This window comes from Actinophytocola algeriensis (assembly GCF_014203735.1).
Lineage (GTDB): Bacteria > Actinomycetota > Actinomycetes > Mycobacteriales > Pseudonocardiaceae > Actinophytocola > Actinophytocola algeriensis.
Map to the genome: position 1 here is coordinate 68,820 of NZ_JACHJQ010000006.1, position 13,003 is coordinate 81,822.

Consider the following 13,003-nt stretch of genomic DNA (forward strand, 5'->3'; position numbering starts at 1 on the left):
CACGGCCGCGTGCGGCGGGCCCGTGGTGCACACGTCATCGCGCGACGGCGTGGGGAACCCATTTGTTCATCACGAAACCCGGGTCGTCGATGCTCGCGTCGCCCGTGAGCACCGCCTGGTGCACCTTGCGCAGTCGCGGCGACGGCGCCACCCCGAACTGTTCGCGCAGCGTCGTCCACACCGCGTGGTAGACCTCGAGGGCCTGCCCGGGCCGGCCGCACCGGTAGAGCGCGAGCATGAACTGCGCGTGGAAGTTCTCCATGTGCGGGTGCCGCGCGCACAGCGCGGCCAGCTCGCCGAGCAGCTGGTGGTGCCTGCCGAGGAACAGGTCGGCGTCGATGCGCAGCGTGAGGTCGGTCAGCCTGCTCTCGTGCAGCCGCGTCGACTCGATCTCCAGCTGCGGCCCCGTGGCGACGTCCACGAGCAACGGTCCACGCCAGACCGACAGCGCTTCCCGCAGCAGCCGTTCGGCTGCCACGTAGTCGCCCGCCGCGCCTGCCGCCCGGCCCGCCGCGGCTTTCCGCGCGTACCAGTTGGCGTCGAGCGCCTCGTCGTCGAACCGCAACAGATAGCCGGTGTGCCTGGTCTCGAGGACCTTCCGCGCCTCCGCGGCCGGCACCGCGCCCGCGATGCACTTCCGCAGCTGCATCACGTAGGTGTGCAGTGTGCTGTGGGCAGTGCGGGGCACCTTGTCGGACCACAGCTCTTCGATGAGCGCCGCGGCCGTGACCACCCTGCCGACGTTCAGCGCGAGCACCGCCAGCAACTGGCGTGGCTTGCTCGCCGATGGCACGATGGACACACCGTCGATGGTGGCTTCGAACGGGCCCAGCACGTTGATTTCAGGTCGCATGATCTGCTCATTTCACCGGTCCGCCAGATCGCAGCGTAAGCCCGCCGGGCGCGGCGGCGAATATCCTGAAATGCGGCTGATGCCCTGCGGCGGCCCATTTCCCGGCCGAAGCGCAGTTTCGGAGTCGTGGCCAGTGTGACCAGCGGATCGGCTACCGCACATGGAGAGTAGCTTCGTTCGCTCACCGCATTGCAAGCTGGAGTCCGTCAGTCGGCTGGGACATCATCACCCGTGATCTCCCCCAGCCTGTTTCTGCCCGACCGCTAGGCGGTGAACGTGAGCGACGAGCGGGTTGACAACTCCGGCGCCCCCGGGCTTCTGACCGAATGGGAGAGCTGACATGGCGGCGTACTTCGAGTTCCGCCACACCGTTGGGTTCGAGGACACCAACGTCGCCGGCAACGTCTACTTCGTGAACTACCTGCGCTGGCAGGGACACTGCCGGGAGAAGTTCCTCACGCAGGAGGCGCCCGAGGTGCTGTCCGAGATCATGGAAGATGACCTGAAGCTGTTCACGCTCAAGGCGGACTGCGACTTCTTCGCGGAGATCACGGCTTTCGACCAGCTGAGCGTACGCATGCGACTCGAGGAACTGACCCAGACGCAGATCCAGTTCAGCTTCGACTACGTGCGGCTGGTCGACGATCAGGAGAGTCTCGTGGCCCGAGGAAGTCAGCGAATCGCCTGTATGCGCGGCCCGAACAACAACACGGTGCCGGCGCGGGTCCCCGTCGCGCTGCGCGAGGCTCTCGAGCCGTACGCGATGGCACCGGAGAACGCCGGGCGGCGCCTGGGTGCCGGGGAGTCCCGGTGAGCGCGGGGCGGCAGGAGCCGCAGCAGGGCGTCGAACCCGTCACGGTCCTGCGCACCGCGCAGGAACAGGAGCAGGAGCTCACCCAGCGCAAGCTGCGCGAGGTGATGGCCCAGTTCGCCACGGGCATCACGGTGCTGACCGCACGCGGGCGGCTCGCGCACGGCATGACGGCTAACGCGTTCACGTCGGTCTCGCTGGACCCGCCGATGGTGCTGTGCTGCGTGGGGCGCACCTCGCGCATCCACGAGGCCATCATCGACGCCGACCACTTCGGTGTCTCGGTGCTGAGCAACGAGCAGGAACAGGTCGGGCGCTACTTCGCGAGCCGGGACCGGCCGAGCGGCATGGCGCAGTTCGAGCGGTTCCCGTGGTTCCCCGGCCCCCACTCCGGGGTGCCGCTGCTGAACGGTTCCCTCGCGTGGCTCGAGTGCGACCTCGCCGAGGTGTACGAGGGCGGCGACCACTCGATCTTCCTCGGCCTGGTGCGCAGCGCGAGCCGCGGCACCGGGCGGGCGCTGCTCTTCCTCGACGGCGGCTTCCACCAGTACGACCCGCCGACCGCGCAGTCCGCCTGAGCAGTACCGGCCCTGTCCGCACACTTGGGAGTTGACCGATGTACACGAACCTTGGCGAAGCGGGCACGCCGACGTTGCGCGGCTCACGCCCGCCCAACCACGAGTGTTACCGGCAGGTGCGGGAGAACGTGACCGAGCTGCTCGGCGCCGCGGCCCCGGAGGGCGACGTGCCGGTACCGTCGTGTCCTGAGTGGACACTGCGGGGCCTGGTGACTCACCTGGTCGGGGTGGCGGCGACGTCGATCGGCAGGCTCTCGGGCTGGCCGTCGGCGCCCCGGGCCTCGTCCGCGGACATGGACCTGCCGGAGCTGCTGACCACGTGGAAGGAACTGGGCGCCGAGGTGGACCTGCTGCTCGCGGACCGCGGCGACCGGGCGGGCAACATCCTCGTGATGGACGCGTTCACGCACGAGCTGGACATCCGCTACGCGATCGGCGCCGAGCTGCCCGGCGAGCACCCCGCGTTCCCCGGGGCCTTCGAGGTGCTCGCCAACGGTTTCGCCTGCGCGGTGGACGACCACCAGCTGCCCGCGCTGCGACTGTCCACCGGGACGACACAGTGGACGGTCGGCACGGGTGAGCCGGTCGCGACGGTGACCGCGAACCGGTACGACATCTACCGGTCGCTCGCCGGGCGCCGCAGCCACCGCCAGATCACCGCGATGGACTGGGACCGCGACTCGCACCGGTGGCTACCGGCCTTCACCTGGGGACCTTTCACCCCGCCCGTCGCCGCCGTCGAACCCGTCGCCGGAACCGCCGGAGACGAGTGAGCCGACAGGCCCGAAGATGCGGGTGAACACACCGGTGGAGGCGGTCACGGACTTCGTGGCCGCCTCCCTGGCGTCTCCGGCCCCCACCATCAGCGACACGGTCTGGCTCTCGAAGCACCGGTCGGCGTCGCACGGGTCGATGAGGTAGTCGCCGAGTTCCAGCGTCACCAGACCGTGCATGGCGAGCCACATGTGATGTGCCACCAGATCCGCGTCCTCGGCCCGGAAGCGGCCTGCCTCGATGCAGCGCGCCGCGCACTCGACGACGCGGACGAGGTTGAACCGGCCGTACTGGCGGTCCTCCTCGCTGAGCTGGAACCCGGCCAGCGTGCGGCCGCCGAACATCACCGAGTAGAGGTGGGCGTTCTCGACGGCCGTGTGGCGGTACACGCGGCCGACCACCGCCATGTCGCACACCGGGTCGTCGGTCCACTCGATGCGGTCGAACGCCGCCGCCAGCCTGCCGAAGCCCTCGTGCACGATCTCGCGCACGAGGCCGCTCATGCTGCCGAAGTGCGTGTAGACGGCCATTGTCGAGGCACCCAGCTCCTTCGCGATGCGACGGCTGGACATCGCCTCCGGGCCCTCCTCGGCGAGGAGACGGGCGGAGATCTCGATCATCTCGGTACGGGTTGCCGGGTCACGTGGTCGCGGGCTCACGTTGACAATGTTACATATCGCCGCTATCGTCGATACATAACAGCGTTACGAGTTGCCTCCTGGCGGGGAGACCCCTTGAGATAGGTGCAGTCCATGAACGAATCCGTGGAGCAGGACAGCGTGACCCCGCGTGCGCGCTTCCGGCTGGAGACCGGCCTCGAGGTACTCGACGACTGGGCGGGCAACGCGCCACAGGCCCACAAGAACGCGGTCTACAAGGCGCTCTTCGCGATGCTGGACGGCAGCCTGTTCCGGACCTACCGGGTGGTCGACGACTTCCAGCGGCCCGCCGAGCTGTACGTCATCGTCCGGGACGACCTCGTGGTGAAGATCCGGATCAACTGCTTCGACTCGTTCGGCATCGTCCACATCGGACCGCCCACCGGCGCGGCCGCCCACCGCAGGCGTTGAGCGACGGCACCAGACACGCACCAGCGACAAGGCATGCGCGGATAAGACTTCCCGCCCCGGCACGGTCATCCTGAAATGGAAGACCGTGACGGGCGAGAGGACAAGGCGCGTGACACAGCGAGACGTGATCGCCGATCTGACCGCGGCCGCCGAGGAGTTCGAAGGGCTCGTCGCCGACCTCGAAGAAGCGGGCTGGCAGCGGCCCACCCCCGCACCTGGCTGGACGGTCGCAGACCAGGTCGCGCACCTCGCCTTCATCTTCCGCCTGGCAGGCACCGCCGCCTCGGACGCGGAGCTCTTCGGTGCGCTGGCGGCCAAGGCGGCCGCGGACTTCGAGGGCGCGGTCAACGCCGCCCTCGCCGACTACACCGGTGACCCGCCGGAGGTGCTGCTGACCCGCTGGCGCGCCGAGCGCGACAGCGCGATCAAGGCACTCGCCGCGGTGCCTGCCGACCAGGTCGTGCCGTGGCTGGTGCGGCCGCTGCCGCCCGCCGTGCTCGCGTCCGCGGGCATGATGGAGCTGTTCGCCCACGGCCAGGACATCGCCGACGGGCTTGGCGTCACCGTCGAGCGGGACGACCGCATCTGGTGGATCTCCCTGTTCGTCACCCTCACCTGGGACTTCGGCTACCAGGCGCGCGGACTCACCCCGCCCGCGGCGCCGTTCCGGTACGAGCTGACCGCCCCATCGGGCGCCACCTGGGAGTTCGGGCCCGCCGACGCCGAGCAGAAGATCACCGGTCCCGCAGAGGACCTGTGCCTGCTGGCGACCCGCAGGCGCCACCGCGACGACCTCGCGCTGACCGCCACCGGCCCCGACGCCGAGGCGTGGCTGGACATCGCGCAGGCGTTCCGGGGGCCCGCCGGCGCGGGCAGGCAGCCGGGTCAGTTCAAGGCCTGACCGGTGGTCCTGGCCGTCCGCGGCGCGATCCAGGTCGACCGGGACGACCCGGCCGAGATCCTCGCGGGCACCCGTGAGCTGATCCGGGAAGTCGTCGACCGCAACGGGATCGGTCCCGACGACCTGATCAGCATCGTGTTCACGATGACCCCCGACCTGACGAGCTGCTTCCCCGCGGTCGCCGCGCGCGACCTCGGGCTCGTCGACGTGCCATTGCTGTGCGCGACGGAGGTCCCCGTCCCCGGCGCGCTGCCCAGGGTGGTCCGGCTCCTCGCCCACGTCGAGAGCGACCGGCCCCGCTCCGCGGTCCGCCACGTGTACCTGCGCGGCGCCACCCGGTTGCGCCCGGACCTCGCCGCATAGCCGGATTCCCCGGCGTAGCAGGAAGGAATTTCCGTGGTCATCGTCATGCTCCCGGGCGTGCAACAGGAGATGGTCGACGCCGTCGTACGGCGTGTCGAGACCGCCGGCGGCCGCGCCTTCGTGAGCCGTGGCGTCAGCCGGGTGATCATCGGCCTGGTCGGCGACGTGGAGACGTTCGCGGCCCTGGACATCGGCGGCATGCCCGGCGTCGGCCAGGTCAGCCGCGTGTCCACCGAGTACAAGCTGGTGAGCCGCGAACAACACAACGATCGTTCCGTGGTCCGCGTCCGCGGCGTGCCCATCGGCCCGGACACGGTCACGTTGATCGCGGGCCCGTGCGCGGTGGAAACCCCGGAACAGACCCTGGCGGCGGCCCGCATGGCCCAGGCGGCGGGCGCGACCATGCTGCGCGGCGGTGCCTTCAAACCCCGCACCTCGCCCTACGCGTTCCAGGGCCTTGGCGAGCTGGGACTGAAGATCCTGGCGGACGTGCGCCAGGAGACCGGCCTGCCGATCGTCACCGAGGTCGTGAGCGCCCACGACGTCGACATGGTCGCCGAGTACGCGGACATGCTGCAGATCGGCACGCGGAACATGCAGAACTTCGCGCTGCTGCAGGCGATCGGCGAGGCAGGCCGCCCGGTCATGCTCAAGCGCGGCATGAACGCCACCATCCAGGAGTGGCTGATGGCCGCGGAGTACATCGCGCAGCGCGGCAATCTGGAGATCGTGTTGTGCGAGCGGGGTATCCGCACCTTCGAGACCGCGACCCGCAACACGCTCGACGTGTCCGCGGTGCCGGTGGTGCAGGAGCTGTCCCACCTCCCGGTGATCGTCGACCCGTCCCATTCCGGCGGCCGGCGGGATCTGGTGCTGCCGCTCAGCCGGGCCGGGATCGTCGCCGGGGCCGACGGGGTCATCGTGGACGTACACCCCCAGCCGTCACTGGCTCTGTGCGACGGTGCGCAGGCTCTCGTGCACGAGGACCTGGCCGAACTCGCTGACGCGGTCGCCGACCTGACCGTCTACATGGGACGCCAGCCTGCCCGCCGCCGGTACTCGAGCACCGGGTGACCGCGTAGCGGTGCCAGGAATCGCGCGTTACGGACACCCCATCACACTGTTCGTCCACAAGAGACGGACGGTGTGATGGGGTGTGCTGGTTTGCCGTGAAAGGCGCGTTGGCGACGTTGAGCCACCGACGGGCCTCGGTTCTCTGTGGGGTTCCTTCGCCTGTCGGGTTTCCCTCCGGGGGCTCCTCGCCGGGTCTCTGGGATGGCAGGGAGCCCCTTGGTGGTCGGCTTTCGCCCCGTGCTCGGTTGGCCTTCGTGCCGTAAAAGGCGCTTTCAGGACGTGGCCCGGTGTCATGAAGGGGCCCTTCATCACGGTGAGCACAACGAAGGGGCCCTTCATCACACCGGACGTAACGAAGGGATCCTTCATCGCACCGAGCGTCCCGAAGGGGCCTTTCGTGGCATGGCGGCTGCCTCGAACGCGCCTTTCACAGCACCATCAGGCGCAACGGAAGTAGCGGACAACCCCGTCGGGCAGAGCGGGACGGGCAGGTGGCGGAGGTCTTCCAACGTGCCGTCGGCGGCCCCGTCGGCCTCGGCTCCAGCACACCCGCAATCCCAGAGATGCGGCAGGTCGGCGGCCCCTGGGAGGGTTCGCACAGTAAGGATTCTCTGCGAGGAGGCCAGGGTGGCGCCCACCAAGATTCCAACGCACGACGAGCTCGTCGACAAGGTAACCGACCTGATCCCCCTGCTGCGCTCCCATGCGGGCTGGGCGGAGGACAACCGCCGGCTGCACGACGAGGTCATCGAGGCGCTCGCCGACGCCGGCGTGTTCAAGCTGCGGCGGCCCGAGCGGTTCGGTGGGTACAACGTGGACACCGACACCCTGGTCGACGTCGGCACCGTGCTGGGGCAGGGCTGCGGCTCCACGTCCTGGGTGGCCTCGGTCTACTGGATCCCCACCTGGATGGCCTGCCAGTTCCCGGACCAGGTGCAGGAGGAAGTGTTCTCCACGCCCGACGTCCGGATCTGCGGCACGCTGAGCCCGACCGGGATGGCCGCCCCCACCGACGGCGGCATCGTGGTGAACGGCAAGTGGGGCTTCATCAGCGGTGCCCACCACTCGCAGTGGCAGGAGATCATCTGCATCCTGGTGCCGCCGGACTCCGACCCGTACCCGGTCATGGCGCTGGTGCCGATGTCGGACCTGCTGGTCATCGACGACTGGCACACCTCGGGGCTGAAGGGCACCGGCAGCATCAGCACGGTGGCCAAGGACCTGTTCATCCCGCAGGAGCGCGTCCTTCCGCTGCCGACCGTGCTGCAGGGGCAGAACTCGACCAGCAGCCACGCCGACTCGGCGATCTACCGCGCTCCCCTGCTGCCCGTCGCCTCGGCGTCCGCGGTCGGCACGATCCTGGGCATGGCGAAGGGCGCCAGCGACGCCTTCTTCGAGCGGCTGCCCGACCGGAAGATCACCTACACCGGCTACGAGAGCCAGCGCGAGGCGCCGATCACGCACTACCAGGCGGCCGAGGCGACGATCAAGATCGACCAGGCCGAGTTCCACGCGCGGCGGCTCGCCACCCTCGTGGACACCAAGTGTGTCGACGGCACGGAGTGGAAGCTGGAGGAGCGGGCGCGGTCGCGGGCCGACGTCGGCCAGGTGGTCCGGCTGGCCAAGGAGGCGATCGACATCTTCGCCACGGCCAGCGGCGGCTCGTCCATCTACAGCGGGATCCCGATCCAGCGGATCACCCGGGACATCCAGGCGGTCAACCTGCACGCGCTGATGCACCCCAACACGAACGCGGAGCTCTACGGCCGCGTGCTGTGCGGTCTCGAGCCCAACACCCTGTACATCTGATCCGCCGGGAGGAAGCAGCATGAGCACGGATGCGGACAAGGCCGCCGTCGCCGCACTGACCCAGAAGGTCGTCACGACGTGGGCCTACGGGGACGCCGAGGGCTTCGCCAGCGTCTTCGTCGAGGACGGGACGATGATCCTGGCCGGTGTCTACTGCGACGGCCGGGCCGAGGTCCAGGCCTACATGGCGGAGGCGTTCGAGGGCCGGTACAAGGGCACCCAGGTCGTCGGCAAGCCGCTGAGCATGCGGTTCATCACCGACGACGTCGTGATCCTGCTGAGCCTGGGCGGTGTGCTCGAGGCAGGCAAGACCGAGGTGGACCGCGACAGCGCCATCCGCGCGTCCTGGCTGGCCGCACGCCAGGACGACGGCCAGTGGCTGCTGGTCGCATACCAGAACACCCCGCGCTACCCGGCCACCGCGGGCGGCTCCGCGCACGGCCGCGCCGCCTGAGCATGACCGCGGAAGCCGTCAACCCGGACGACATCGGCCGGCACTACGACGAACGCTCGCCCATCGGCGACGAACTGCGCAACGGCCAGATCCACATGTGGTACTGGTACGACCGCGAGGACGACGCCACGCTCACCGAGGCGGTGCACCGGATCACCCGCAAGGTGACCGAGACGCTCGGCCTGCGTCCCGGCGAGCACGTGCTCGACGCGGGGTGCGGGCCGGGCGAGACCGCGGTGTTCCTGGCCAAGACGTACGGGGTCGAGGTGACCGGCGTCAACGTGAGCGCGTTCGAACTGGAGCGCGCTCACGAGCGGGCCCGGGACGCGCACGTGGCCGGCCAGGCCCGGTTCCAGTACGGCGACTTCATGGCGCTTCCGTTCCCGGACAACACCTTCGACGCGGTGTTGGCGCTGGAGTCGTTGCAGAACGCGCCGGAGCTGGACCAGGTGTTGCGCGAGCTGTTCCGGGTGCTGCGTCCCGGCGGCCGGATCTCCTTCTCCGACTTCAGCCTGGAGTCGGATCGGGAGCCGGAGCGGGTGGCCAAGTTCATGGCCACCCTCAGGCTCGACCGACTGCCGACGCTGCCGCAGTGGCTGGACCACCTGCGCGCGGCCGGGTTCGCCGTCGAGGAGTACACCCAGTGCGGGACCCGGGTGTTCGGCCGGAAGGCGAAGTACGTCGAGGCGGCGATGGCCCGCCACGACGAGATCACCGCCAAATTCGGGGAGGCGGCGGTGACCGAGTTCTCCCGCAACCATCACGGGTTCTTCGCGCCCAAGAAGGACCAGATCGGATACGTGGTCGTGTCCGCCCGCAAGCCGTACCGCTGAGCGGATCCAAAATCTCAGATGGGGAATCTTCAATGCTGAACAGAAGGCGCTTGCTCTCCCTCGGTGCCGCCGCGGCCGGCGGCTCGATGCTCTTACCCGTGGCGGGATCGACGGCGAACGCGCACCGCGACCAGTTCCGGCACACGGAGCCGCACACCGTGGCGGACACAGTGGACGGTCTGAGCCCGGCGTTCACCCCGTTCGCGAAGCGGATGCCCGTGGCACCGGTGGCGAGCCCGGTCGGTTACGCCGACGGCGCCGACGTGTACCGGCTCGCGGTCAAGCAGACGACCGCCGAGATCCTGCCCGGCCTGCAGACCGAAGTGCTGACCTTCGGCGGGAACTTCCTGGCTCCCACCATCCGCGCCAGGACCGGGCGCCCGGTGCGCCTGATCGTCGCCAACCAGCACGACCAGCACGCCAACGTGCACATGCACGGCGCGCACGTGGCGGCCTCCAGCGACGGCCACCCGATGGACCTCATCATGCCCGGCCAGTCGCGCACCTACGAGTACACGAACAAGCAGCAGGGCACCACGCTGTGGTACCACGACCACAGCCACGGCACGGAAGCCTCGCACGTCTACCACGGCCTGCACGGCGTCTACGTGATCGAGGACGACGACGAGCAGTACCTGCGCCTGCCCAGTGGGGCTTTCGACGTGCCGATCATGCTGCGGGACGGCCTGTTCGACGCCAACGGCCAGCTCGTGTTCGGCGGCAACCCGGCCGAGCGCGACGTGATGATCGCCAACGGCCAGCCGGTGCCGTACTTCCCCGTCGCCGCGCGGAAGTACCGCTTCCGCCTGGTCAACGCCGCCACCGAGCGGGTGTTCAAGCTGGACCTCGGCGGGGCGGAGATGCTCCAGATCGGCACCGACGGCGGACTGCTGCCCTCGCCGGTGCCGCTGACCGAGCTCGAGCTCAGCTCCGCGGAGCGGGCCGACATCGTGATCGACTTCTCGCGGTTCGCGCCGGGCACCCAGCTGGTGCTCTCCGACGCGGTCCGCGGGCCGGTGCTGCGGTTCGACGTGCAGCGCGCCTTCCCGGACTTCAGCCGGGTGCCCGACCGGCTCCGCGCGCTCCCCGCGCTGCGGCGGGCGTCCGTGCAGCGCGACGTGGTGCTCAGCTTCGACATGTCCGGCCCGATCCCGCTCGGTCTGATCAACGGGCTGCCCTACGACCCGCAGCGGTCCGACGTCATGGTCCAGCGGGGCACCACGGAGATCTGGCGGGTGTTCAACGGGGACGGTCCGCTCAACGCGCTGCACAACTTCCACCTGCACCTGGAGCAGTTCCGGGTGCTGGGCCGGGAGGGCAGCCCCACGCTGCAGCAGGACGCGGGCCTCAAGGACACCGTGCAGCTGCCAGCGGGCACGGCCGTGCTGGTGCAGACGACGTTCCGCGAGCACCTCGGCAAGTACGCCTTCCACTGCCACTTCCTGGAGCACTCGTCGCTCGGGATGATGGCCCAAATGGAGATTGTGCCATGAGTTCTTCACCGTTCGCGCGGCCCGGCTCGCCGGAGTACGAGGCAGCGACACACGTGTTCAACCTCGCCGCGCCGGTCTCACCGGCCGCCGCGGTCACCGCGCGGACGGTGGAGGAGGTCCGCGCGGCGATCGGGTTCGCGCGGGCCGAGGGACTGGGCGTGCGCATGATCACCACCGGCCACGCGGCAGGCGGCACCACGTCCATGGACGGGGCCCTGCTGGTCCGCACCGAGCTGTCCGGACCGGTCGAAGTGGACAGTGCGCGCCGGGTCGCTCGCATCCCGGCAGGCACCAAGTGGGGTGCGGTGGCCGAGGCCACCGCACCGCACGGCCTGGCCGCGCCGCACGGGTCCGCCGCCACCGTCGGCGTGGTCGGCTACCTGCTGCGCGGCGGGCTCAGCTTCTACGGGCGCAAGGTCGGCCTGGCCACGAACAGTGTCCGCGCGGTCGAACTGGTGACCGCCGACGGCGAGCTGCGCCGCGTGGACGCCACCACCGATCCCGAGCTGTTCTGGGCGTTGCGCGGTGGCGGCGGCGGGTTCGGCGTGGTCACCGCGATCGAGGTGGACCTGTTCCCGGCGACGCAGGTGGTCACCGGGATGGCGATCTGGCCGATCGCGCACGCCGCCGAGCTGATCTCGGTGTGGGAGAAGTGGGCGGCGGGCGCGCCGTGGGAGGCGTCGACCTCGTTGCGGGTGCTGCGCCTGCCGGATGTCCCGGACGTGCTGCCGGAGCTGCGCGGCAGGCCCACGCTGTCCGTGGACGGCGCGATCCTGGGCGACCCCGAGGACATCTCGGTCGTCGAGCGGCAGGCCGCGGAACTGCTCGAGCCGCTGCGCGCGGTGGCCGAGCCGATCATGGACACCTGGCAGCTGACCACCCCCGGCGCGGTGCTGGCCACGCACATGGACCCCGACGAGCCGGTGCCCGCGCACGGCGACAGCATCCTGCTGACCGAGCTGGGCCCGGACGGCATCGCGGAGTTCCTGCGGGTGCTCGGCGACGGCGCGGACACGCCGCTGGTCGTGGCCGGGCTGCGGCAGCTCGGCGGCGCGTTCGCCGAGCCGAACCCGGACGGCGGCGTGCTCACCCACCTCGACGCCGCCTACGTCTACTCCGGCGCGGGGATTCCGTTCGACGCCGAGAGCGCCACGCGGATCAGCGAGAGCTTCGAGACCGTGCGCGCGGCGCTTCGCCCGTGGGACACCGGTGGCACGGCGCCGACGTTCGTGGAAAGCGTGCACCAGCCGCAGGGACATTTGAGCGACGAGCAGGTCACCGAGGTCGACCGAATTCGCGCCCGGGTCGATCCGGAAGGATTGTTCCGGGGCGACATCATGCCAAAAACGACCGTGGTAGCTTCATAAAGCCAACTATCGACCCGATTCCGGGAGGTCTTTATGAGAAAGCTCGTGCTCACCGCGTTCATGTCACTCGATGGTGTTATTGACGAACCCGGTGACTGGCAGGGTTCGATGTTCGACGACGACTCGACCCGGCTCGTGCGGGAGCGGATCCTCCGCACCGACGTGGTCCTGCTGGGACGCGGCACGTACGACGTCTTCGCCGGGGCGTGGCCGTCCGCGCCGTCGGACCCGTTCGTCGACCGGATCAACGCCCTGCCCAAGTACGTGGCCTCGACCACGCTGGAAAAGGCGGAGTGGAACAACTCGACGATCATCGCCGAGGACGTCGAGCGCAGAGTCGCCGAGCTCAAGGAGGAGGACGGCGGCGACATCCTCGTCTACGGCGTCGGCTCGCTCGCGCATTCGCTGCTGCGGGCGAACCTCGTTGACGAGCTCGAGATCTGGGTGCACCCGGTGCTGCTCGGCAAGCCGGAACCGGCGGGCCTGCTTGTGCGCGAGGGCTCGCGGTCCGCGCTCAAGCTGACCAGCACCGAAATCACCGCTTCGGGCATCATCGTCAGCTGCTACGCGGTCGAGAAGGACAGCAATCTGGAATAAGACAACTGCACTCGGCCGGTGAAGAC

General features: G+C 69.6%; 15 protein-coding genes. 13 read left to right on the forward strand and 2 right to left on the reverse strand.

The window, feature by feature from the left end; translation table 11 throughout:
* Nucleotides 1-34 precede the first annotated feature (34 nt).
* Nucleotides 35-853 carry an AfsR/SARP family transcriptional regulator gene (locus FHR82_RS27485; RefSeq protein ID WP_184813457.1) on the reverse strand — a complete coding sequence of 273 codons (819 nt, stop codon included), beginning with the start codon at nt 851-853 and terminating at the stop codon, nt 35-37.
* A 340-nt stretch (nt 854-1,193) separates the two neighbouring features.
* Here FHR82_RS27485 and FHR82_RS27490 point away from each other — a divergent pair, with 340 nt between their 5' ends.
* The 3 genes from FHR82_RS27490 (at nt 1,194) to FHR82_RS27500 (ending at nt 3,015) form a co-directional block, all read left to right on the forward strand.
* Entirely contained in the window at nt 1,194-1,667 is a 474-nt protein-coding gene (locus tag FHR82_RS27490) for an acyl-CoA thioesterase (protein WP_184813458.1), read from the forward strand.
* A 104-nt stretch (nt 1,668-1,771) separates the two neighbouring features.
* Complete coding sequence (locus FHR82_RS27495; RefSeq protein ID WP_184814116.1) at nt 1,772-2,242, forward strand: flavin reductase family protein; 471 nt, start codon at nt 1,772-1,774, stop codon at nt 2,240-2,242.
* A 38-nt stretch (nt 2,243-2,280) separates the two neighbouring features.
* Nucleotides 2,281-3,015: a maleylpyruvate isomerase N-terminal domain-containing protein gene (locus FHR82_RS27500; protein WP_184813459.1), complete on the forward strand. Its 735-nt coding sequence runs from the start codon at nt 2,281-2,283 to the stop codon at nt 3,013-3,015.
* Here the strand turns inward: FHR82_RS27500 and FHR82_RS27505 are convergent.
* Nucleotides 2,935-3,675 carry a TetR/AcrR family transcriptional regulator gene (locus tag FHR82_RS27505; RefSeq protein ID WP_184813460.1) on the reverse strand — a complete coding sequence of 247 codons (741 nt, stop codon included), beginning with the start codon at nt 3,673-3,675 and terminating at the stop codon, nt 2,935-2,937. The two genes, FHR82_RS27500 and FHR82_RS27505, sit on opposite strands and share 81 nt — an antisense overlap.
* Nucleotides 3,676-3,768: 93 nt before the next feature.
* Between FHR82_RS27505 and FHR82_RS27510 the strand changes: the two genes are divergently transcribed.
* The 10 genes from FHR82_RS27510 (at nt 3,769) to FHR82_RS27555 (ending at nt 12,977) form a co-directional block, all read left to right on the forward strand.
* Nucleotides 3,769-4,086: a DUF6235 family protein gene (locus tag FHR82_RS27510; protein WP_184813461.1), complete on the forward strand. Its 318-nt coding sequence runs from the start codon at nt 3,769-3,771 to the stop codon at nt 4,084-4,086.
* Between the two features lie 109 nt (nt 4,087-4,195).
* Nucleotides 4,196-4,987, forward strand: a complete 792-nt coding sequence (locus FHR82_RS27515; RefSeq protein WP_184813462.1) for a TIGR03084 family metal-binding protein — start codon at nt 4,196-4,198, stop codon at nt 4,985-4,987.
* Between the two features lie 3 nt (nt 4,988-4,990).
* Nucleotides 4,991-5,350, forward strand: coding sequence for a chorismate mutase (aroH, locus tag FHR82_RS27520; protein WP_184813463.1), 360 nt, complete (start codon nt 4,991-4,993; stop codon nt 5,348-5,350).
* Nucleotides 5,351-5,383: 33 nt separating this feature from the next.
* Nucleotides 5,384-6,424, forward strand: a complete 1,041-nt coding sequence (gene aroF / locus FHR82_RS27525; protein ID WP_184813464.1) for a 3-deoxy-7-phosphoheptulonate synthase — start codon at nt 5,384-5,386, stop codon at nt 6,422-6,424.
* A gap of 627 nt (nt 6,425-7,051) precedes the next feature.
* Nucleotides 7,052-8,233, forward strand: a complete 1,182-nt coding sequence (locus FHR82_RS27530) for an acyl-CoA dehydrogenase family protein (protein WP_311771312.1) — start codon at nt 7,052-7,054, stop codon at nt 8,231-8,233.
* A 19-nt stretch (nt 8,234-8,252) separates the two neighbouring features.
* Nucleotides 8,253-8,687, forward strand: a complete 435-nt coding sequence (locus FHR82_RS27535) for an SgcJ/EcaC family oxidoreductase (RefSeq protein WP_184813466.1) — start codon at nt 8,253-8,255, stop codon at nt 8,685-8,687.
* A gap of 2 nt (nt 8,688-8,689) precedes the next feature.
* Entirely contained in the window at nt 8,690-9,520 is an 831-nt protein-coding gene (locus FHR82_RS27540) for a class I SAM-dependent methyltransferase (protein WP_184813467.1), read from the forward strand.
* Nucleotides 9,521-9,552: 32 nt separating this feature from the next.
* On the forward strand, nt 9,553-11,013 hold the full coding sequence (locus FHR82_RS27545) for a multicopper oxidase family protein (RefSeq protein ID WP_184813468.1): 1,461 nt from the start codon (nt 9,553-9,555) through the stop codon (nt 11,011-11,013).
* Nucleotides 11,010-12,380 carry an FAD-binding oxidoreductase gene (locus FHR82_RS27550; RefSeq protein ID WP_184813469.1) on the forward strand — a complete coding sequence of 457 codons (1,371 nt, stop codon included), beginning with the start codon at nt 11,010-11,012 and terminating at the stop codon, nt 12,378-12,380. The genes FHR82_RS27545 and FHR82_RS27550 overlap by 4 nt, the downstream gene beginning before the upstream one ends.
* A gap of 33 nt (nt 12,381-12,413) precedes the next feature.
* Nucleotides 12,414-12,977: a dihydrofolate reductase family protein gene (locus tag FHR82_RS27555; protein WP_184813470.1), complete on the forward strand. Its 564-nt coding sequence runs from the start codon at nt 12,414-12,416 to the stop codon at nt 12,975-12,977.
* The last annotated feature ends 26 nt before the right edge of the window (nt 12,978-13,003 follow it).

Bases quoted from the DNA above. Each gene is read 5' to 3' on its own strand.
- FHR82_RS27485 (WP_184813457.1), bottom strand. From the start codon at position 853: ATGCGACCTGAAATCAACGTGCTGGGCCCGTTCGAAGCCACCATCGAC.
- FHR82_RS27500 (WP_184813459.1), top strand. From the start codon at position 2,281: ATGTACACGAACCTTGGCGAAGCGGGCACGCCGACGTTGCGCGGCTCA.
- FHR82_RS27510 (WP_184813461.1), top strand. From the start codon at position 3,769: ATGAACGAATCCGTGGAGCAGGACAGCGTGACCCCGCGTGCGCGCTTC.
- FHR82_RS27540 (WP_184813467.1), top strand. From the start codon at position 8,690: ATGACCGCGGAAGCCGTCAACCCGGACGACATCGGCCGGCACTACGAC.
- FHR82_RS27545 (WP_184813468.1), top strand. From the start codon at position 9,553: ATGCTGAACAGAAGGCGCTTGCTCTCCCTCGGTGCCGCCGCGGCCGGC.
- FHR82_RS27490 (WP_184813458.1), top strand. From the start codon at position 1,194: ATGGCGGCGTACTTCGAGTTCCGCCACACCGTTGGGTTCGAGGACACC.
- FHR82_RS27495 (WP_184814116.1), top strand. From the start codon at position 1,772: ATGGCCCAGTTCGCCACGGGCATCACGGTGCTGACCGCACGCGGGCGG.
- FHR82_RS27550 (WP_184813469.1), top strand. From the start codon at position 11,010: ATGAGTTCTTCACCGTTCGCGCGGCCCGGCTCGCCGGAGTACGAGGCA.
- FHR82_RS27535 (WP_184813466.1), top strand. From the start codon at position 8,253: ATGAGCACGGATGCGGACAAGGCCGCCGTCGCCGCACTGACCCAGAAG.
- FHR82_RS27555 (WP_184813470.1), top strand. From the start codon at position 12,414: ATGAGAAAGCTCGTGCTCACCGCGTTCATGTCACTCGATGGTGTTATT.